Source organism: Kribbella steppae, from assembly GCF_004342025.1.
GTDB classification, from domain to species: Bacteria; Actinomycetota; Actinomycetes; order Propionibacteriales; family Kribbellaceae; genus Kribbella; species Kribbella steppae.
Map to the genome: position 1 here is coordinate 178,203 of NZ_SLWN01000006.1, position 19,367 is coordinate 197,569.

A 19,367-nucleotide genomic window follows, 5' to 3' on the forward strand; every position below is an offset into this window, starting at 1 on the left:
CGGATGTCGGGGAGTTATGGGACTCAGGTCATCGAGTCGGTGGCGGTTCGGCGGCGGCGGTTGCGGGAGGCCTGGCTGTTTGGGGCTGAGCGGGCCAAGAACACGTTGAACGAGCAGACCGGGAAGGTGCTCGCCAGCGTGATGATCGGTGCGGTCGCGTGTGCGGGGTGTGCCGGGGTGTCCTATTTCCAGTCGGCGCAGGCTAAGGAGAAGGAGAAGCAGCAGCCGACGCCGACCCAGACCACCTCCGGTCCGGTCAGTCCGTCGCCCTCGAAGTAGACCTGCTGCCCCCGCGCAGGCCCGTCACCCAGCGCAAGCCCGTGACCGACGCCGGCCAGTGACCCACGCAGTACGGCTACCGGCCGAAGAGATGGCGTAGCCAGGTGCGGCGGGGTTGGGGTTTCAGGGCGGCTGGGAGTACGGCGGTTGGCGGGGTCGCCAGCGTGACTGGGACCTGGACCATCTGGTCACCCTGCAGCCAGTAGAGGTCGGGGGAGCATTGGTCCGGGGCGCCGCGGTAGCTGTCGGCGACCCAGCGGGCCAGGGAGTCGGCGTGGGCCTGGCCGGCGTCGGCGGGGCAGTAGGCGACGGTGCTCAGCCGCGGTACGCCGATCAGCACGCCCGCACCCAAAGATGCCTGCGGCAACAAGTTGTCCCGGTCGACGATCGCCATCGACACCAGCGGATCGTCATCGCGGCTGAGCACCGAGATCCCGTTGTGCTGCTGCGGTTCGAGGTCCGCGATCTCCTCCAGGGTGAGCCGCACCGGCGACGGCACGTCGGGGTCGCCGAGTCCCAGCATCGACCGCCGTACGACGGTCAGCCGCCGCAGCTCGCTGCCGGTCCGGATGAACACGACCACCTCGAAGTGATCACCGAACGGCAGCAGGGCGTCGGCGACCGGGCCGGCGGTCCGCGCGGACCAGCCGCGCTGCACGAGCAACGCGCGCTGGCGTTCGGCGACGTCACCGAACCGGTGCTCCTGGGTGGCGAGCTCACCCTCGGCGACGACGGCCCGTAACCACGCCTCGATCTGCTCCGGCCACCGCTGCTGTGGTAGCTGAAGGCAACGATCGACGATCTCGCCGACACCGACGACCGCGGACATCTGCAGCGCGCCGCGGCCCCAGCCGACCTCGACCGTGCGCTGCTCGGCGTCCACCACGCAGCCCGGCAACCAGATCGGAGCCAGCTCCGCAATCATTTCCACGACCGTGGAATCGTTCGTACCTGTCATTCCGTGACCTCACCCACCACTAGAGTGTCTCGCACGTCCGTCGGTAAGAAGTACGAAAGTCCCCCGCGCAACCGCGGGCTGGTCCAGCGGAGGAAAACCTTAGTGGCAAGCCGGATCGTGCACCGCCCGGCGCGGCGCACACCTGCCCCCGGGGTGCAGCAGCAGCGTGTGATCGAGCCTGCCCCGTCTCTCGGCGGTGGTGGGGGCGGGGGCGGCGGCGCGCTGCAGATGCTGTTGCCGATGGTCGGCAGCATCGGCTCGGTGGCGATGATGACGATGGGCCGGTCGGGACCGATGGTGATGGTCGGCATCGGCCTGCTGGGACTCACCATGGTCGGCTCCGTCGGCGGCATGCTCGCGTCCCGCGGCAAGGGCGGCAAGGATCGCAAGAACCAGCGCCGCCGCTACCTCGACTACCTCGAGCGGATGCGGGACGACTTCTCGATCCAGGAGCGCAAGGCCCGGACGCAGGCGCTGGAGCTGAACCCTCCGCCGGACGCGCTGCTGGACTGCGTCGCGGACGTGTCCCGGCTGTGGGAGCGGCGTCGTACCGACAGTGACTTCCTGCAACCGCGGTGTGGCAGTGGCCGGGTGCCGGCGGTCCCGGCGATGGTCGGTCAGGGCGGTTCCGCGATGGAGCCTCCGGACCAGTTCATGATGGCCGAGGCGAACGCCCTGGTACGGCGCTTCACGCTGAACCCGGACATGCCGCTGACCGTGCCCCTGGACCACGTCGGCAACGTCAGCATCATCGGCGACCGCGAGGGCGTCGTCCGGGTGGCCCGGTCGCTGCTCGTGCAGACGGCGGTCTTCCACGCGCCGGAGGACGTCAAGCTGGCCGCGTCCTTCCCGCGGAGCGCGCTGCCTGACTGGCAGTGGATGAACTGGTTGCCGCATGTCCAGGATCCGGAGCTCAAGCAGGGCCCGGTACCGTTCCGCCGGATCGCCGAGACCCCGGACGCGTTGGCGCGGTTGCTCTCGGACGATCTGGGTGAGCGCGTCCAGTGGGCGACCGAGTCACGCCGCGGGTCGGTGAACTTCGAGGACCGCCGCCGGCTGACCCAGCGCCTGCTCGTGCTGCACGACACGTACGGCGATGTCGCCGCCGAGGTCCGTCCGCAGGCCGACGACTCGCTCGTCCCCGGGGAGCTCGGCGTCACCGTCCTGCACCTGGTCGCCGACCGGGTGCAGGAGCCGAGCTCGGTGACGATGCGGATCACCGTGTACGGCGACGAGGTCCGGGTCGAGGACCTACGTGGGCAGTACCCGATGGTCGCCAGCGGCCAGGTGGACCGGATGGAAGCCGCGGTCGCCGAAGGGATCGCCCGTGAGCTGGCTCCGCTGCGGCTGTCCGCGGAGTCGCTGGATGAGGACGCGCAGCGCGACAACGTCGACTTCATGGGTCTGATCGGCATCAGCGACGTGGGCCAACTGGACTTCAGGCAGCTCTGGCAGCCGCGTCCGGATCGCGCGTTCCTGCGGGTCCCGCTCGGCGTCGACGACCGCGGCGACGTCGTACTCGTCGACCTGAAGGAATCGGCCCAGCTCGGTATGGGTCCGCACGGCCTCTGCATCGGAGCGACCGGTTCGGGTAAGTCCGAAGTACTGCGGACCATGGTGATGGCGCTGCTGGCCACGCACAGCCCGGACGACCTCGCGCTGGTCCTGGTGGACTTCAAGGGTGGCGCCTCGTTCGCGCCGTTCGCCGGGGTGCCGCACGTGGCCGGCATCATCACCAACCTGCGGGACGACGCGAGCCTGATCGAGCGCGCGTACAAGAGCCTCGAAGGCGAGGTGCAGCGCCGTCAGCAGGTGCTGAAGGACGCCGGCAACAAAGCCAACATCACCGACTACCGGCTGGCTCGGGAGCAGAACCCGGACATGCCGCCACTGCCGCATCTGTTCGTCATCATCGACGAGTTCGGCGAGTTGCTGAACGAGCGGCCGGACTTCATCGACCTGTTCCTCTCGATCGGTCGGATCGGCCGGTCGATCGGTGTCCACCTGCTGCTGTCCAGCCAGCGGGTCGAGTCGGGCAAGCTGCGGGGTCTGGAGACGTACCTGTCCTACCGGCTGGGTCTGCGGACGTTCTCCGAAGAGGAGAGCCGGACGGTGCTGGACACCACCGACGCGTTCCATCTGCCGCCGCTGCCCGGGTTCGGGTTCCTCAAGGTCGACACGAGCGTCTACCAGCGCTTCCGGGCGGCGTACATCTCCGGCCCGTACGTTCCACCGACGAACGAGGTCGTCGAGGACGAAGGCACGGACGTCCGCCCGCAGGCGCTGGCGCCGTACCAGCAGTCCGTGGAAGAGCTGGAGGCGCAGAAGCCGGTCGAGGCCAAGGCGACCGAGCGTACGACGGGGCCGACGGTGCTGACCGTGTTCGTCGACCAGGTGTCCCGCGCCGCCAAGTCGGTGCTGAAGATCTGGCTGCCGCCGCTACCGGCCGCCTGCACGCTGGACGGTCTGGGCGGCCGCGCCGACTTCGTCGACGGCCGTGGTCTGCAGCTGGCGGTGAAGTCGCCGCAGATGAAGCCGCCGGTCGGTGTGATCGACGACCCGGGCAACCAGCGCCAGGAGGTCTACCGGCTTGACCTGACCCGTGCCGGTGGCCATGTCGCGCTCGTCGGCGGTCCGCAGTCCGGCAAGACGACCGCGCTGCGGACCCTGGTCACCTCGCTGGCCCACACCCACACCCCGCAGGAAGTCGCGATCTACGCGCTCGACCTGGCCGGCGGCGGCATGCAGGCGCTGGAGCAGTTCCCGCACGTCGGTGGCGTCGCGCTGCGTACCGACCGGGAGAAGGTACGGCGGACGGTCGAGGAGATCCGCGGGATGATCGACCACCGCGAGCGGGTGTTCCGCAACCACGCGATCGACACCATGGAAGCGCTCCGCAAGGACCACGCGGCCGGCGCGATCCCGGAGCTGCCGACGGCGGACGTCGTCCTGGTGATCGACAACTACGGCGCGATCCGGACCACGTTCGACGAGCTGGACGAGCCGATCACCGACCTCCTGTCGCGCGGCAGCAACTACGGCATCCACGTGGTCGCGTCGATGATGCGCTGGAACGACGTCCGGATGCAGAACCAGGCGATGTTCGGAACGATGCTCGAGCTGCGGCTGAACGACCCGTCGGACTCCAACATCGACCGGCGCCTGCAGGAAGTGCTGCGCAAGGCGGGCCCGGGCCGGATGCTGGTGCCGGGGTCCACCAAGTTGTTCGCCCACTTCGCGCTGCCGCGCGTTGACGGCGTCACCTCGGACGAGAACCTGGCCGAGGTGCTCGAGGCCCAGGCCGTGTCCTCCCGGTCGACCTGGCAGGGGCCGCGGGCGCCGCAGATCCGGATCCTGCCGCTCAAGCTGCCGCGGGCCGAGCTGGGCGACGAGATCCGGGAGCCGGCCGTGGTGCCGATCGGCGTGGACGAGCGCGCGCTGGCGCCGGTGTACCTGGACCTTTCCGGCCGGGACAGCAACCTGGTCGTGTTCGGCGACAGCGGCTCCGGCAAGACCAACATCGTCCGGCTGATCGTGCAGCAGCTACTCGAGCGCCACAAGTCCGACCAGCTCGTGTTCGCGGTGATGGATCCGCGGCGCGGTCTGCGCGAGTACGTGCCGGAGGAGTACGTCGGTGGCTACGCACCGACCGGCCGGGTCGCTGCCGGGCTGGCCGCCGGGGTGTCGCAGGAGCTGGCGAAGCGGATGCCGGACGACACCGGCGCCATTCCGGAGGCCGGCCAGGGTGGACCGAGGATCGTCGTACTGGCGGATGACTACGACCTGCTGACGTCGGGTGGGCAGTCGCCGATGGACCCGTTCCTGCCGTACGTCGCCTCCGGCCGGGACATCAAGCTGCACTTCATCGTGACCCGGCGCGCCTCGGGTGCCTCGCGGCAGATGTACGAGCCGTTCCTGTCCGCGGTCCTCGAGTCCGGCGCCGCCGGTCTGGTGCTGTCCGGCGACCGCAGCGAGGGACAACTCTTCACCGGTGCGCGCCCGGGCGACTACCCGCCCGGCCGCGGATTGTTCGTACGACGGGGCGACGGGCCACAGCTCGTCCAGACGGCGCTGGCCGACGCGGTGCAGGCCGTCACCGAGAACAGCGGAGGCACGACATGACGTACGACCTGGTGGCGCTCGTGGACGGACGTCCGTCGAGTGACGACGTCCTGGCGGGACTGGCGGCGGCGGGGGAGGAGATGGGCGTTCGCGCGGTGAGCGGCGGCGCCGTCATCCAGCTCTGCGGCGAGGACCATCTGCCACTGGTATCGATTGAGCTGCCGCTGCTGATCCAGGTCCCGGGAGAGGTGGAGCGGATGCTCGGTACGTCGGTCGGCACGGTGCAGACGCCGGCCTGGTGGGTGGAGATCCGGGCGACGGCTCGCGACGGCGCTCGAGAGGTCGCGGAGCAGTACGCGAACACGCTGATCAACCGGCTGGGCGGCAAGGTCTGGACGTCGGCAGGGGTCGAGACACCCCGGAACGAAACACCGCAGAGCGCGAGCGAGGGAACCGACTGAGATGCCGAACGACCTGATCTTCAGCCCGGGCGTCGACCTGATCACCGAGAAGGTCGCCGTCGTCATGCAGGACCGACCGGTGATCGGCATGTCGGCCTGGCTCAGTGACGCGCTGACGTCGGCCAAGATGGCCGCCGCCCGCGACGTGCAGCTGGTCACGCCGAAGACCTCCAAGCTGACCTGGCCGGTCCGGTCGATGCTGTTCAAGGGCACCTATTCCAAGTGGGTCGTCACCGGCGAGGACGGTGAGTACTTCGATGGCTTGAACGGCATCCGGCTGCACTGGAACGGTGACATGTTCATCGCCCGGGCGACCGCCAGGCCGGGGGAGCAGAACTCGGATATCCATCCGGACTTCGTGGTGGAGGAGAAGCCGTTCGCCCAGCTGCAGCTGACCGTGCGGGTCCGGCACAAGCCGGTCGACAGCCTGGTGCTCGGCCGGGTCGCCGAGCGGCTGTTCACCGCGGCCACCGGCAGCGGGCCGGCCGGCTGGGCGACGTCCGAGCCGGTGACGCAGCCGTGGAGCCCGGAGGCACTGACCGAGTACTGCCGGGACCGGGCGCCGTCTCCGACCTGGCTGGTTGTCTCCGGACAGCCGGGCGCGGAGTTCAAGCCCGCGGTCGGGACGCTCGAGTCGCGCCGGGTGCAGTCGGGGCTGGACGAGACCGTGACGCTGGCGGTCGCACAGTCCGGGCTGGAGTTCCCGGACGTGAACAAGGTCGGTGTGTGGATCGACGAGATCGCCGACAACTTCGAGCTGATCAACGCGATGGTGATGGGGTCGTACGGCGCCGCTGACGGCACGTACCAGCCGCGGTTCGCCGGAATGACCAGCCCGATCGGGGTCGCCGCCGGGAACGAGGCGGTCCGCGCGTCGAGCGTCGCCGAGATGGTGAAGGTCGAGGGCATCAGCCGGGCGATGGCGATCGGGCCGGCACACGCACCGGCGATCTGGTATCCGATCGGGGACGGCCGCAACCCGCGGGACTGGCAGAAGTACGCGACGCTGATGAAGAAGCTCGTCCCGGCCGACGCGGCGGCGGGCAAGGCGTGACGAACCACCAGAACAGGAGCATTGACGCAATGAGGGAGCGGAGCGAGCTCATCAGAAGGCACAGGGCACCACGTGTCTCATCCGCGCCCGGAGCGAAGCGAGGACGTGGATGAGCACGTACAGCCGGGTCACGGTGATCGGGCAGCGCAAGCGGATGGATGCCGTGCTGCCCGCCGACGAGCCGCTCGGTGTATTGCTCCCGGACCTGCTCCGGCTGCTGGACGAGCCGATGCAGCAGACCCCGCAGCGGCGCTTCCTGACCACCGCCGCCGGCACGCTGGTGCCGCCGGAAGGGACGCTCGCGTCGGCTCAGATCATCGACGGCACGGTCCTGCGACTGGCGGCCGAGGGGGAGTTGCCGCCGCCCCCGACCGTGTACGACGTGACCGAGGAAGCAGTCGAGGACCTCAAGCGCCGCGGTACGACGTTCAAGCCCGCACACCGGCGGATCCTGGCCGGGGCCGGGCTGGTGTTCTCGATCATCGCCGGCGCGATCTCGCTGCTGGTCGCGGCGCCGACCGTGCTGACCGGTGTGATCCTGCTCGTCCTCGCGACGATCTGTGCGTTCATCGGCATCGCCCTCGGCCGGTCCGGCAACAACGTGGTCGCGATCCCGCTGGTCACAGTGGCGACCGTCGTACTCGCACTGACGGCTGCGTTCTGGGCATTGGACGCGGGCTGGGAGCTCGGGCTGGCGATCACCGTCGGGGCGCTGTGCCTGGCCTTCGGCCCGATGTTCTACGCCGCTGCCGGTGTGGCCGGTGGTGGTGTCGTCGCAGGTGCGACGTCGGTGTTGTTCGTCGCGGTGTGGATGATCGGCACCGGTACGGGGCTTGCTGCAGACCGCGTGGGTGCGCTCGCGGCGTTGCTGGCCGTGTTGCTGCTCGGACTGTTGCCGCGCCTGGCGCTGGCGTTGTCCGGCCTGTCTGGTCTGGACGACCGTCGTGCCGCGGGTCAGGAGATCATGCGTGGCGACGTGCAGAGCGCGCTGAACGCGGCGCATCTCGGCTTGGCGCTGGCCGTCGTACCGATCGCGCTGTCGTCGGCGCTGGCCGGGATCATGCTGCTGCGCCAGGGCGGTGCGTGGTCGGTTGCGCTGGCGCTGGTCCTCGCGTTCCTGCTCGCGTCGCGGTCGCGGTTGTACCCGTTGGTGAGCGAGGTCGCCGTACTGTTCGCGGCCGCTTTCACGATCGTGTCCGGGTGTGTGCTGATCGCGGCGGTGAACGGTCAGGGCGGTGCGTTCATCGCACTCGGCCTGCTGGTGCTGGTGGCGATGTTCTGCGCGTTCGGTCTCAGTTTCGCACCGGCGGAGCATGTCCGTGCGCGGCTCACCCAGCTGCTCGACTATCTTGAAGTCGGGGCGATCATCGTGACGGTCCCCCTGGCGCTGGGAGTGTTCGGCGTCTACTCCAACCTGCTGAACGCATTCTGACGACCGGATGGAATGACTGAATCGAACTGGCAGGGTGACATGCTGCGCCAGATGGCGGAGCAGTCACCGGCCGAAGACCCGGCCCGCCCGGACAAGCCGCCCGCATCGGCCCCCGCCGCACCACCCGCGGCCCCCGCCGGGCAGGGCGGTCCCGCTGTGCCTCCAGCACCTCAGCAGGGCGTGCCACCACAGCAAGGTGTGCCACCACAGCAGGGCGTCCCGCAGCAGCAGGGTGTTCCGCCGCCGCAGCAGGGGCCGTATCAGCAGCAGTACGGCCAGCAGGTGCCACCGCCTGCCGAGTACCAGCAGCAGCCTTACCCGCAGCCGCCGTACCCGCAGGAGCAGTACCCACCGGAGCAGTACCCCCAGCAGCCGCCGTACCCGGCCGAGCAGTACCCGCCGCAGCAGTACCCAGCGCAGCAGCCTCCTTATCCGCCGGAGCAGTACGCGCCTCAGCCGCCGTACCCGCAGCAGCCGCCCTATCCGCCGGACCAGGGCTACCAGGAGCAGGGCTACCAACAGCCGCCGCCGTACCAGCCGGGGCCTTACGAGCAGCAGCAGTACGCCCCGCCTCCACCCGCGCCGCCGTACGAGCAGCATCCGTACCCACCTCAGCAGGGCTACCCGCCGCCCCCACCTCCGCCGGGGCAGGTGGCGCCGTACCAGCCTGCGCCCTACGAGCAGTACCCGCCGCAGCAGCCATACCAGCAGTACCCGCCGTACGAGCAGCAGCAGGGGTATCAGCCCAGCCCGCAGCCGCAGTACGAGGAGCAGTACCCGCCTCAGGGTCAGCAGCACCCGGGGCAGGTGCCGCATCAGGACTACTACGAGCAGCCGCCGCAGCAGGGACCTCCGCCGACGCAGGATGACGGCTGGGGCGCACCGGCACCGCCTACTCCGCAGGCGGACCAGATCGGTACGCCGATGCAGGCGCCGGCCGGTGACTCGGTCTTCGACCGGTTCCGCAAGATCGCCTCCGAAGCGGCCTACCTGGTCGGCGCCTCGGGCCGGATGCAGCGCGACGTGGACAACATCGCGACCATCCGCCGGCCGATCGCGATCATGCGTCGCGTCGGTGTCCTGAGCCCGGTCACCAACGGCGGTACGTCGACAGTCACCGCACTGCTGTCCACCATGCTCGCGTCGCAACGCTCCGACCGGGTGGTCGCGGTCGATGCGGATCCAGGCGGTGCCGAGCTGTCCCGGCGGCTGGAGCTGTCAGTCGGCACCGGTCCGATCGAGCCCGTCACCCTGCTCCGCAGTGAGGGCACCGCGGGCGCAGTCCGTACGACGCTCGCGGAAGCGCAGGGCCAGGGAGCGCGTGACGTCGGGCTGGCCGTGGTCGACTGCCCGGGCGGCCTGTTCGACGAGGTCAGCGCCGAGATGGCGGGGACCGGGCACTGTGCTGTCGTGGTGGTGCCGTCGGTGCAGCACGTGGCGGAGTACTGCCTGTCGCAGCTCGACCAGCTGACACCTGACGGCCAGGACGTGCTGCTCACCCGAGGTGTCGTGGTCATCAGCGTGGTCCAGAACGTCGATCCCGCCTCGGTCGGCTGGCTGGTCGAGGCGTTCCGCCAGCGGGGTATGGAGCCGGTCGTGCTGCCGTTCGACCTGCACATCGCCCAGTCGTGGCCGCTGCACACCGAGCAGTTTCAGTCCGACACCCGCCGGGCCGTCCTCGACCTGGCGGCCCGCGTGGTCGAAACCGTCACCCGCGCTGCCGGCTGACCCACAGCCGGTTCCCAGAAAGCCTCAAACCTCGGTTGAATCCGACAAACTTCCTCGAACGCTGAACCGTTCTGCTGATCTGGTCGTTTGACACGGTATCCGCCCCTTATTTGAACGGGTCGGGTAGACATCAAAGAAGCAAAGCGTTCAACTACTTTGACCGGAAGCTCTTGGAGGTCCAGATTCATGAGCGATGACACCATGGCCCCACCCACCACACCACCCGCGGCGGAGGCGGCCGGCGAGCTGCGTGACCGGAGGTCGGTGCTCCGGTGCGCGGCGATGGTCGCGCTGGCCGGCGCCGGCGCGCCGATCCTCGCCGCCTGCGGCGGGGGAGACGACGCGGGCTCGACCGGTACCACCGGGACCAGCTCGGCCCCGACCAGCAGCGCGCCGACCTCGGCCGCCAGTTCGGCGCCGTCGTCGAGCGCTCCGGCCACCACAGCGAGCGGCACGGTGCTCGGCCCGACCTCTGACGTACCGGTGGGCGGCGGGAAGGTGTTCACCGACGCGAAGGTCGTGGTGACCCAGCCGAGTGCGGGTCAGTACAAGGGCTTCTCGGCCGTCTGCACCCACCAGGGCAACCCGGTCGGTTCCGTGGAAGGCGGTCAGATCGTCTGCCCGTTCCACAACAGCCACTTCAGCATCACCGACGGAAGTCCGGTCAGCGGCCCGGCCCAGACCCCGCTCCCGGCCGTCAACGTCGCCGTCCAGGGCACGAACATCGTCCAGTCGGCCTGACACAGGGGGAGCGAGACAGGGCCCGACCTTCGGGGGCCGGGCCCTTTCTCGTCGGGCGATCAGCGCTGCCTCGTCAGGCGATCAGCGCTGCCTCGTCAGGCGATCAGCGCTGCCTCGTCAGGCGATCAACGCTGCGCCGGGTCGACCTTTCCGACGTACAGCAGCTTGTTCGGCGAGCCGGTGCCCGGGTCGCCCACCTTGTCCGGCGTGGACGCGCCGACCAGAGCGGTCGTCACATCGGCCGGTGTGGCCTCCGGGTGGTCGGCCAGGTAGAGCGCGATCCCACCGGCCACATGCGGCGTGGCCATCGACGTACCGCTCATCTCGGCCGTCGAGTCGGGGTCGGTGATGCCGACCGAGAGCGTGTCGACGCCGGGCGCGAACAGGTCCACGCACGAGCCCCAGTTCGAGAACGACGCCTTCTGGTCCTGGTCGTCGGTCGCACCGACCGTGATCGCGGACGGCTCCTTGGCCGGCGACCCGCCGCAGGCGTCCGAGCTCTCGTTGCCGGCGGCAACCGCGTAGGTGATGCCGGAGTCGACCGACGCCTTCACCGCTGCGTCCAGCGCGTCGTCGGCGCCACCGCCGAGGCTCATGTTGGCGACCGCGGGCTTCTTCGCGTTCTTGGTCACCCAGTCGATCCCGGCGATGACGGACTCGGTCGAGCCGGAGCCCTTGCAGTCGAGCACCCGGACGCCGAAGACCTTGGCGCCCTTGGCCAGGCCGTACGTCGTCCCGGCGATGGTGCCGGCCACGTGGCTGCCGTGCCCCATGCAGTCGACGCCGTTCTGGCCGTCGCCGACGGTGTCGGTACCGACGGACGCGCGGTCGCCGAAGTCCTTGTGCGCGGCGTAGATACCGGTGTCGATCACGTAGACGTTCACGTTCTCGGCGGTGGTGGCGGCCTCGTACTTCTTGTCCAGCGGCAGATCACGCTGGTCGCTGCGGTCCAGTCCCCACGGCGGGTCGTCCTGGCTGACGGTGATTTTCTGGTTCTGCTGGACGAACGCGACCCGCGAGTCGCCGGCCAGTTTCTTGGCCTGGTCCGCACTCATGCTGGCCGAGAAGCCCTTGACCGATGCGTCGTACTGGGAGCGCACCTTCACGTCGTACGTGCTGGCCAGGCTCTGGTTGGTGGCCCGGGTCTGGGCCTGGCTTCGCTGGCCGGCCAGGACGACGATGTAGCTGTCGGGGATCGCGGTTGCGCTGCCGGCACCGCGAATGCTGACACCGGCCTCCGGCGCCGCGTCGCTACCGGCCGCGGTGGCCACGATGCCGGTGACGGCCAGCGCAGAGGCTGCGACCGCTCCTAGCACGGCACGCGGCCTACGAATGCTGTGCAGCTTTCCGTTATTGGGGGACATGGGCGGAACTCCCTCAAGTCAGCGCAAGGCCCAGTTGCCTCACGCAAAGGTCCTGCCGACCTACCCTGCGTGACAGGCTAGGTTCCGCGCTCATCCCAACCGGGGGTCAGACCGGCCTTATGTGCCAAGCCGCAACATGACTGCAAGGTTCAGCTGGTTTGGCGGGCTTGGTGGTTGGCGTACTTGCGAACGGCGAACTCGTAGGCCTCGGTGAGGAGGTCCTGGAGTGGGGCGAGGTCGGTGGGGGAGATGATGCAGACCCAGTGCTGGGATGCGTAGAACGGATGCGGCATCAACTTGTCGCGCTCGGCGTAGTTGTGGCCGGAGTCCAGCACCCAGTCCGCGTCCCGCTCGGTCGGCACGGGACCGAACAGTTTGCTGTACGTCGCTTTGGTCAGGCCGACGTTCAGCCGCCAGGCACCTGGCTCGTCGAGTCGGGAGACCTTCTCGTAGTGGTCCCCGGTCACGATCGTGGCGAACGGCTGCTGCCGCTCCGGCGGCAGGTCCGCCGCCGGGTCGTACAGGTAGAACAGATCGCCCTGTGCCTCGAGCAGCCGGATCCCGTCGTACCTCCGGATCAGGAGGTCCATCTCGTCAACAGTCATGCCTTCAAGTGTGTCATTGAACTAGTAATTGAGACTTTGGCGGAATTCCGTCTTTGTCCGTGCGGCGAACTAGGGTGGATGAGTGGCTGATCCGTCCTCCTATCGTCCAGCTCCCGGGTCGATTCCCGACTCGCCTGGTGTGTACCGCTTCAGCGATGCCGCCGGGCGGGTGATCTACGTCGGCAAGGCGAAGAACCTGCGCGCCCGGTTGTCGTCGTACTTCCAGGATCTGGTCAACCTGCACCCTCGCACCCAGGCGATGGTGACGACCGCGGCGAAGGTCGAGTGGACCGTGGTCGGCAGCGAGGTCGAGTCGCTGCAGCTGGAGTACTCCTGGATCAAGGAGTACGACCCGCGCTTCAACGTGAAGTACCGCGACGACAAGTCGTACCCCTGGCTCGCGATCACCCTCAACGAGGACTACCCGCGGGTGATGGTCGGCCGGGGCCAGAAGAAGAAGGGCATCCGGTACTTCGGCCCGTACAGCCACGCCTGGGCGATCCGCGAGACCGTCGACCTGCTGCTGCGCGTGTTCCCGATGCGCTCGTGCAGCAAGGGCGTGTTCAACCGGCACCGCCAAATCGGCCGGCCGTGCCTGCTCGGCTACATCGGCAAGTGCGCCGCACCCTGCACCGGTCAGGTGAGCCAGGACGAGCACCGCAAGATCGTCGAGGACTTCGCCGCGTTCCTGTCCGGCCAGACCGCGACGTACGTCCGCCGGCTGGAGAAGGAGATGAAGGCAGCCGCGGCCGAGCTCGAGTACGAGCGGGCCGCGAAGATCCGGGACGACCTGGCCGCGCTGGAGAAGGCGCTGGCCAAGAACGCGGTCGTCCTCGGCGACGGCACCGACACCGACGTGATCGCGCTCAGCGAGGACCCGCTCGAGGTCGCGGTGCAGATCTTCTACGTCCGCGGCGGCCGGATCCGCGGTGAGCGCGGCTTCATCGCGGACAAGGCCGACGGGACGGCGACCACCGGCGATCTGGTGTCGCGGTTCATCCAGCAGACGTACGCCGCTGATTCGGGCGAGGCGATCCCGCGCGAGATCCTGGTCCCGACCGAGCCGGAGGACGCGCCGGCGCTGACCGAGTGGCTGTCCGAGCTGCGCGGCTCGAAGGTGTTCATCCGGGTCCCGCAACGCGGTGACAAGAAGGCTCTGATGGAGACCGTCGGGCGGAACGCGCTGCAGACGCTGACCATGCACAAGACCAAGCGGGCCAGCGATCTGACCACCCGCAACCAGGCGCTGGAGGAGATCCAGGCCGGGCTCGACCTGCCCGAGGCGCCGCTGCGGCTGGAGTGCTACGACGTCTCCAACCTGCAGGGCACCGAGGTCGTGGCCTCGATGGTCGTGTTCGAGGACGGCCTGCCGCGTAAGAGCGAGTACCGGCGGTTCGTGATCAAGGGCGTCGACGGGCAGAACGACGTCGCCTCGATCGCCGAGGTGCTGACCCGGCGGTTCAAGCGACTCCTCGACGAGCGGGCGACCCTGCAGGACGACGAGGACCCGACGGCGAGCCTGATCGACCCGGAGACCGGCCGGGCTCGCAAGTTCTCCTACGCGCCTGGGCTGGTCGTGGTCGACGGCGGGCCGCCGCAGGTCGCGGCCGCGCGGCAGGCGCTGGACGAGCTCGGCCTCGGCGACATCCCGATCTGCGGCCTGGCCAAGCGGCTCGAGGAGGTGTGGCTGCCGGACGAGGAGGACCCGGTGATCTTCTCCCGCACGTCGGAGGGCCTCTACCTGCTCCAGCGGCTGCGCGACGAGGCCCACCGGTTCGCCATCACCCACCACCGCAGCCGGCGGTCGAAGTCGATGGTGGAGTCCGTCCTCGACGAGGTCCCCGGGCTGGGCGAGGTACGGCGCAAGACGCTGCTGAAGCATTTCGGGTCGCTGAAGAAGCTGCGCCAGGCGACCGTCGACGAGGTGGCCGAGCTGCCCGGATTCGGCCGTCGTACGGCGGAATCCGTCGTACTGGCGGTGAACCTTGCCGCAACGAAGGCCGACACCGGCCGGGCGCCCGCCGTCAATATGGCCACGGGCGAGATACTGGATGACGACGTCCCGGCGCCGGCCGGGGCGCCCGACGGGGATCCAGGGAGAACTGAGAGCTGATGGACGACGACCAGGGCGGCAACCTCATCATCGTGTCCGGCATGTCCGGCGCGGGACGGAGCTCGGTCGCGGACGTACTGGAGGACCTCGGCTGGTTCGTGGTGGACAACCTGCCGCCGATGTTCCTGACCACCATTGTCGAGCAGGTCGTCGGCACCGGCGCGTCACCGCGGCTCGCGGTGGTCGTGGACGTCCGGACCGGTCTCTTCTTCGAGGAGCTGAGCTCGGCGATCCACGACCTGCGGCTGAAGGGGTACCGGCCGCTGACGCTGTTCCTCGAGGCCTCGGACGACGTGATCGTGCGCCGGCAGGAGAGTGTCCGCCGGCCGCACCCGCTGCAGGGCGAGGGCCGGCTGCTGACCGGAATCCAGCGCGAGCGCGAGCTGCTCGGCGACATCCGGGCCGGCGCGGACCTGGTCATCGACACGTCGAACATGAACATCCACCAGCTCGCCGCGAAGATCGTGAACGCCTTCGGTGACGAGGAGAACGCCGAGCTGCGGGCGACCGTGGTGTCGTTCGGGTTCAAGTACGGGATCCCGGTCGACGCCGACGTGGTGGCCGACATGCGGTTCATCCCGAACCCGTACTGGCAGCCCGACCTGCGCCCGATGACCGGGCAGGACCGTCCTGTGTCAGACTTCGTCCTCGGCCATCCGCTGGCCCAGCAGTTCCTGCAGAACTACGTGGACGTGCTGGACACCCTGCGGACCGGCTACCTGAACGAGGGCAAGCGCTTCGTCACCGTCGCGATCGGCTGCACCGGGGGTAAGCACCGCAGCGTCGCGATGGCCGAGGAGATCGCCCGGAGGCTGCGCGAGAAAGGGTCACCGACCTTGGTCGTACACCGGGATCTGGGGCGGGAGTGAGCCAGAGCCCCTGGGACAGCCCTGCCCGCGGAGAGCACGGACCGGGGGCCTCGGGCGTGTCGTCTGGGGGACCACCCCCAGACCCCCGCTCGGCGCCCAGGGTCGTCGCACTGGGCGGGGGGCATGGACTGGCCGCCTCCCTGTCCGCGCTTCGCCATGTCACCGATCAGCTGACCGCGGTCGTCACGGTCGCCGACAACGGCGGTTCGTCCGGCCGCTTGCGCCGTGAGCTCGGCGTCCTGCCGCCCGGTGATCTGCGGATGGCGCTGGCCGCGCTGTGTCGCGACGACGAGTGGGGCCGGACGTGGGCCGACGTACTGCAGCATCGGTTCCGCAGTGATGGCGCGCTCCATGATCACGCGGTCGGCAACCTGCTGATCGTCGCGTTGTGGGAGTTGCTTGGCGAGGCCGTGGACGGGCTCGACTGGGTCGCGCGACTGCTTGGTGCACAAGGCCGGGTTTTGCCAATGTCCGCCGTACCGCTGGATATCACTGCTCGGGTGCTCGGTCTGGATCCGGACCACCCGGAGGTGATCACGGAGATTCGTGGTCAGGCCGAGGTGGCGACCACCGAAGGGCATGTCGTCGATGTCGCGCTCGACCCGGCCGATCCGCCGGCTTGTCCCGAGGCGCTGGTCGCCATCGCGGAAGCCGACTGGGTCGTCGTCGGTCCGGGTTCGTGGTTCACCTCGGTGATTCCGAACTTGCTGGTTCCGGCGTTGTGCCGCGGCCTCGAGCAGACCAGCGCCCGCCGGGTGCTGACGCTGAACCTGGGGGAGCAGAAGGGCGAGACCGACGGCTTCTCGCCGGAAACCCACCTCGAGGTGCTGGCCGCGCACGCCCCCGACCTGCGGATCGACGTGGTCCTCGCCGACGAGGGCCACGTCCCCGATCCGAAGTCCTTGCACCGTACGGCGGAATCCCTCGGTGCGGAGCTGGTCATCGCCGACATCGCCGACGACGACCGCCACCTCCACCACGCCCCGGACAAACTCGCCAAGGTCTTCCGCGAGATCTTCGCCTGATCCTCGTCAGCGCTCAGGGATCGGTGGAAGGCCGACGACGAAGGGCAGTTCGCGGTCGAGGATCTTGCTGCCGTCCGCGGCGTACCCGCGGATCCGGGGCTTCCCTGTTGCGCCGCTCGGCTTCACGCCGGTGCTGCGGTCCTGCGTACCGAGCGTGTAGAAGCCGTCGGTGCCCATCAGGGCCTGCCGGACCACCGCTTCGCCGGGCACCTCCACCAGGATCTTGCGGACATCGCCGGGGACATTCAGCCCGTCGGCATAGCCGGCCTGGAAAATGGTTCCGTTGCGCGACGCGTCAGTGACGGGGAATCGTCCGTAGGAGCCGCTCGGAGCCTTGGAATCGTTCTTGAACTGGCAGTAGGCCCCGATCCTGCGGTCGGGAGCAACCAGGATCGCTTTGACCGTGTGCGCGCCGCCTGTCTTGACTGCCACGTGCCATCGGGAGGTGAGGATGCCTGGCTTGTTCCACGGCTTGGGGTCCCAGGTTCGCATCTTGTCGTACACCATGCACTTCTCGATGATCGCGCTGTCGTCCAGCGGACTCACAGGCGGTGCGGGGGCGATGGCCTTGCGGGTCTCGGCGTCGACAGCGGCGACCGGACTCGCCGACGAGCCTGCCGGGGCCACGCTCCCGGGACGCGTGGCCGACCAGGTGGTTACGCCGCCGACGATTGCAGCTGCGGTGAGGGCGACAGTGCTCGCGGTGGCGATGCGGCGACGGCGTACCGAGCGGCGGCCGCGGCGGACGATGTCGTCGACGGAGTGCTGCATCGGCTGCCCGGCATCGTCGGACGCGGCGGCGAGCAGCTTCTCGATGTCGCTCACGATGAGGTCCTCTCGGGTAAGGCGAGGAGGTCGCGCAACCGCGTCAGTCCCCGGGATGTCTGGCTCTTCACCGCGCCGGTGCCGACGTTGAGGACGGCGGCGGTTTGTTCGACGCTGAGGTCCGCGTAGTGGCGCAATACCACGCAGGCCCGCTGGCCCGGTGGCAACGCGGCAAGGGCTTCCACGACTACGGCGCGGTCGTGGATCGCGTCGGCACCGTCGGGCACAGCCGGGACCTTCTCGACCACTTCGCCGAGGACGTCCAGGTGTTCCCGCCGCCATGGACGGCGCGCCTGGTCCAGGACCGCGGTGACCACCGCCTTGTGGGCATAGCCGACCAGGCTGTCGCCGCGGTCGATGCGGTTCCAGCGCCGGTAGACCTTCACAAGGGCGTCCTGGGCGGCGTCCTCGGCGCGATGCCAGTCGCCGCACATCAGGTACGCCGTCCGACGCAGGCGGCGCACCGTGACGGCCGCGAACTCGGTGAACTCGGTTTCGTCCCGTGCTCTCATACCCCTCCCATCAGCTTTCTCGCCGATGGAACGGAACCACACCACCCAGAGGTTGCACGACCCGTAACAGGGCACCATCCGTTCCGTTGGACTGATGTGGCCCTCCCGTCCCTGCTGAAGCTGGGACGAGCCAGAGGGTCTTTGACAGCGGTGGGAGGATGCCTTCATGGCGATGACAGCACAGGTGAAGTCCGAGTTGACCAGCATTCAGGTCACAAAACCCTGTTGCCGCAAGGCCGAGGTGTCATCCGTACTGCGGTTCGCGGGCGGTCTGCACCTCGTCTCCGGGCGGATCGTCGTCGAAGCCGAACTCGACAGCGGGGCCGCGGCGCGGCGGCTGCGCAAGGACATCGCCGAGATCTTCGGTCACCCGTCGGACGTGGTGGTCATCTCCCCGTCCGGTATCCGTAAGCAGACCAAGTACGTCGTTCGCGTCGTCCGCGACGGTGACGCGCTGGCCCGGCAGACCGGCCTGGTCGACAACCGTGGACGTCCTGTCCGGGGCCTGCCGCCCGCTGTGGTGTCGGGTGCTTCGTGTGACGCGGTGGCGGCGTGGCGTGGTGCGTTCCTGGCGCACGGCTCGCTGACCGAGCCTGGCCGGTCGTCCTCGCTCGAGGTGACGTGCCCTGGTCCTGAGGCGGCGCTGGCGCTGGTGGGTGCAGCCCGACGGCTCGGCATCGGATCGAAGGCGCGCGAGGTGCGCAACGTGGACCGCGTGGTGATCCGCGACGGCGACGCGATCGGCGCGCTGCTGACCCGGCTTGGTGCACACGAGTCTGTGCTCGCTTGGGAAGAGCGGCGGATGCGCCGCGAGGTGCGCGCGACCGCGAACCGGCTGGCCAACTTCGACGACGCGAACCTGCGTCGTTCGGCCCGGGCCGCAGTGGCCGCGGGTGCACGGGTCGAGCGGGCGCTGGAGATCCTCGGCGACGACGTACCGGACCACCTGCAGGTGGCCGGCAAGCTGCGGCTGGAGCACAAACAGGCCAGCCTCGAGGAGCTCGGTCAGCTGCACGAGCCGGCACTGACCAAGGACGCTGTCGCCGGCCGGATCCGTCGCCTGCTCGCGATGGCCGACAAGCGCGCCGCCGACCTCGGCATCCCCAACACCGAGGCCAACCTCACCCCAGACATGCTCGACCCGGCCTGACCGGAAGGCAGCGCCGGCTCGCCCGCCGCGAAGCCGGCCCTCGGGCTCGGATAGCGCACGCTGTCTCACAGTGCGGCGGTCTCCGGCACGCGTTCGGAGGCCGCCCGTACGCGTGTCTGGGGAGTCCGGAACGCGGACTCGTGGGGGAGTGGACGCGGGAGTTGCGTGTACCAGCAGGTGGTCTGGTCT

At 69.2% G+C, this 19,367-nt stretch carries 16 protein-coding genes; 11 read left to right on the forward strand and 5 right to left on the reverse strand.

Translation table 11 applies throughout. The features are described 5' to 3' along the window. Positions 1-3 precede the first annotated feature (3 nt). Positions 4-279 carry a hypothetical protein gene (locus EV652_RS18510; RefSeq protein ID WP_132210402.1) on the forward strand — a complete coding sequence of 92 codons (276 nt, stop codon included), beginning with the start codon at positions 4-6 and terminating at the stop codon, positions 277-279. A 76-nt stretch (positions 280-355) separates the two neighbouring features. On the opposite strand, the gene EV652_RS18515 is transcribed toward EV652_RS18510, so the two are convergent. After that, positions 356-1,204 carry a hypothetical protein gene (locus EV652_RS18515; protein WP_132210403.1) on the reverse strand — a complete coding sequence of 283 codons (849 nt, stop codon included), beginning with the start codon at positions 1,202-1,204 and terminating at the stop codon, positions 356-358. Positions 1,205-1,405: 201 nt separating this feature from the next. Here EV652_RS18515 and eccCa point away from each other — a divergent pair, with 201 nt between their 5' ends. From eccCa to EV652_RS18545, 6 genes are all read left to right on the forward strand, one after another. Continuing rightward, positions 1,406-5,359 (forward strand): type VII secretion protein EccCa, encoded by a 3,954-nt coding sequence (eccCa, locus tag EV652_RS18520; protein ID WP_242001847.1) that lies wholly within the window; start codon positions 1,406-1,408, stop codon positions 5,357-5,359. Next, a complete protein-coding gene (locus EV652_RS18525) occupies positions 5,356-5,760 on the forward strand; it encodes a hypothetical protein (protein WP_132210405.1) in 405 nt (134 codons plus the stop codon). Before eccCa ends, EV652_RS18525 begins: the two co-directional genes overlap by 4 nt. Before the next feature lies 1 nt (position 5,761). Next, positions 5,762-6,814 carry a DUF6177 family protein gene (locus tag EV652_RS18530; RefSeq protein WP_132210406.1) on the forward strand — a complete coding sequence of 351 codons (1,053 nt, stop codon included), beginning with the start codon at positions 5,762-5,764 and terminating at the stop codon, positions 6,812-6,814. Between the two features lie 109 nt (positions 6,815-6,923). Then, entirely contained in the window at positions 6,924-8,246 is a 1,323-nt protein-coding gene (locus tag EV652_RS18535; RefSeq protein ID WP_132210407.1) for an EsaB/YukD family protein, read from the forward strand. A 12-nt stretch (positions 8,247-8,258) separates the two neighbouring features. Continuing rightward, positions 8,259-9,974 (forward strand): hypothetical protein, encoded by a 1,716-nt coding sequence (locus tag EV652_RS18540; protein ID WP_132210408.1) that lies wholly within the window; start codon positions 8,259-8,261, stop codon positions 9,972-9,974. A gap of 186 nt (positions 9,975-10,160) precedes the next feature. Beyond that, positions 10,161-10,715 (forward strand): Rieske (2Fe-2S) protein, encoded by a 555-nt coding sequence (locus EV652_RS18545; RefSeq protein ID WP_242001848.1) that lies wholly within the window; start codon positions 10,161-10,163, stop codon positions 10,713-10,715. 125 nt (positions 10,716-10,840) lie between these two features. Here EV652_RS18545 and EV652_RS18550 read toward each other — a convergent pair whose 3' ends face one another. Then, a complete protein-coding gene (locus EV652_RS18550) occupies positions 10,841-12,031 on the reverse strand; it encodes a S8 family peptidase (protein WP_242001849.1) in 1,191 nt (396 codons plus the stop codon). A gap of 197 nt (positions 12,032-12,228) precedes the next feature. After that, positions 12,229-12,684: a DUF6194 family protein gene (locus EV652_RS18555; RefSeq protein WP_132210410.1), complete on the reverse strand. Its 456-nt coding sequence runs from the start codon at positions 12,682-12,684 to the stop codon at positions 12,229-12,231. 82 nt (positions 12,685-12,766) lie between these two features. On the opposite strand from EV652_RS18555, the gene uvrC reads away from it, so the two are divergent. From uvrC to EV652_RS18570, 3 genes are read left to right on the forward strand one after another with little or no spacing between them, the layout of a single operon-like run. Continuing rightward, a complete protein-coding gene (gene uvrC, locus EV652_RS18560; protein ID WP_132210411.1) occupies positions 12,767-14,797 on the forward strand; it encodes an excinuclease ABC subunit UvrC in 2,031 nt (676 codons plus the stop codon). Then, the gene (gene rapZ / locus EV652_RS18565) at positions 14,797-15,666 is read left to right on the forward strand and encodes an RNase adapter RapZ (protein WP_132210412.1); all 870 of its coding nucleotides are present in this window, start codon (positions 14,797-14,799) and stop codon (positions 15,664-15,666) included. The genes uvrC and rapZ overlap by 1 nt, the downstream gene beginning before the upstream one ends. Before the next feature lie 56 nt (positions 15,667-15,722). Continuing rightward, entirely contained in the window at positions 15,723-16,691 is a 969-nt protein-coding gene (locus EV652_RS18570; RefSeq protein ID WP_132210413.1) for a gluconeogenesis factor YvcK family protein, read from the forward strand. A 6-nt stretch (positions 16,692-16,697) separates the two neighbouring features. On the opposite strand, the gene EV652_RS18575 is transcribed toward EV652_RS18570, so the two are convergent. Continuing rightward, positions 16,698-17,516: a hypothetical protein gene (locus EV652_RS18575; RefSeq protein WP_132210414.1), complete on the reverse strand. Its 819-nt coding sequence runs from the start codon at positions 17,514-17,516 to the stop codon at positions 16,698-16,700. Continuing rightward, the gene (locus EV652_RS18580) at positions 17,513-18,028 is read right to left on the reverse strand and encodes a SigE family RNA polymerase sigma factor (RefSeq protein ID WP_132210415.1); all 516 of its coding nucleotides are present in this window, start codon (positions 18,026-18,028) and stop codon (positions 17,513-17,515) included. The genes EV652_RS18575 and EV652_RS18580 overlap by 4 nt, the downstream gene beginning before the upstream one ends. A gap of 166 nt (positions 18,029-18,194) precedes the next feature. On the opposite strand from EV652_RS18580, the gene whiA reads away from it, so the two are divergent. After that, positions 18,195-19,178: a DNA-binding protein WhiA gene (gene whiA, locus EV652_RS18585; RefSeq protein ID WP_112238983.1), complete on the forward strand. Its 984-nt coding sequence runs from the start codon at positions 18,195-18,197 to the stop codon at positions 19,176-19,178. Positions 19,179-19,367 lie beyond the last annotated feature (189 nt).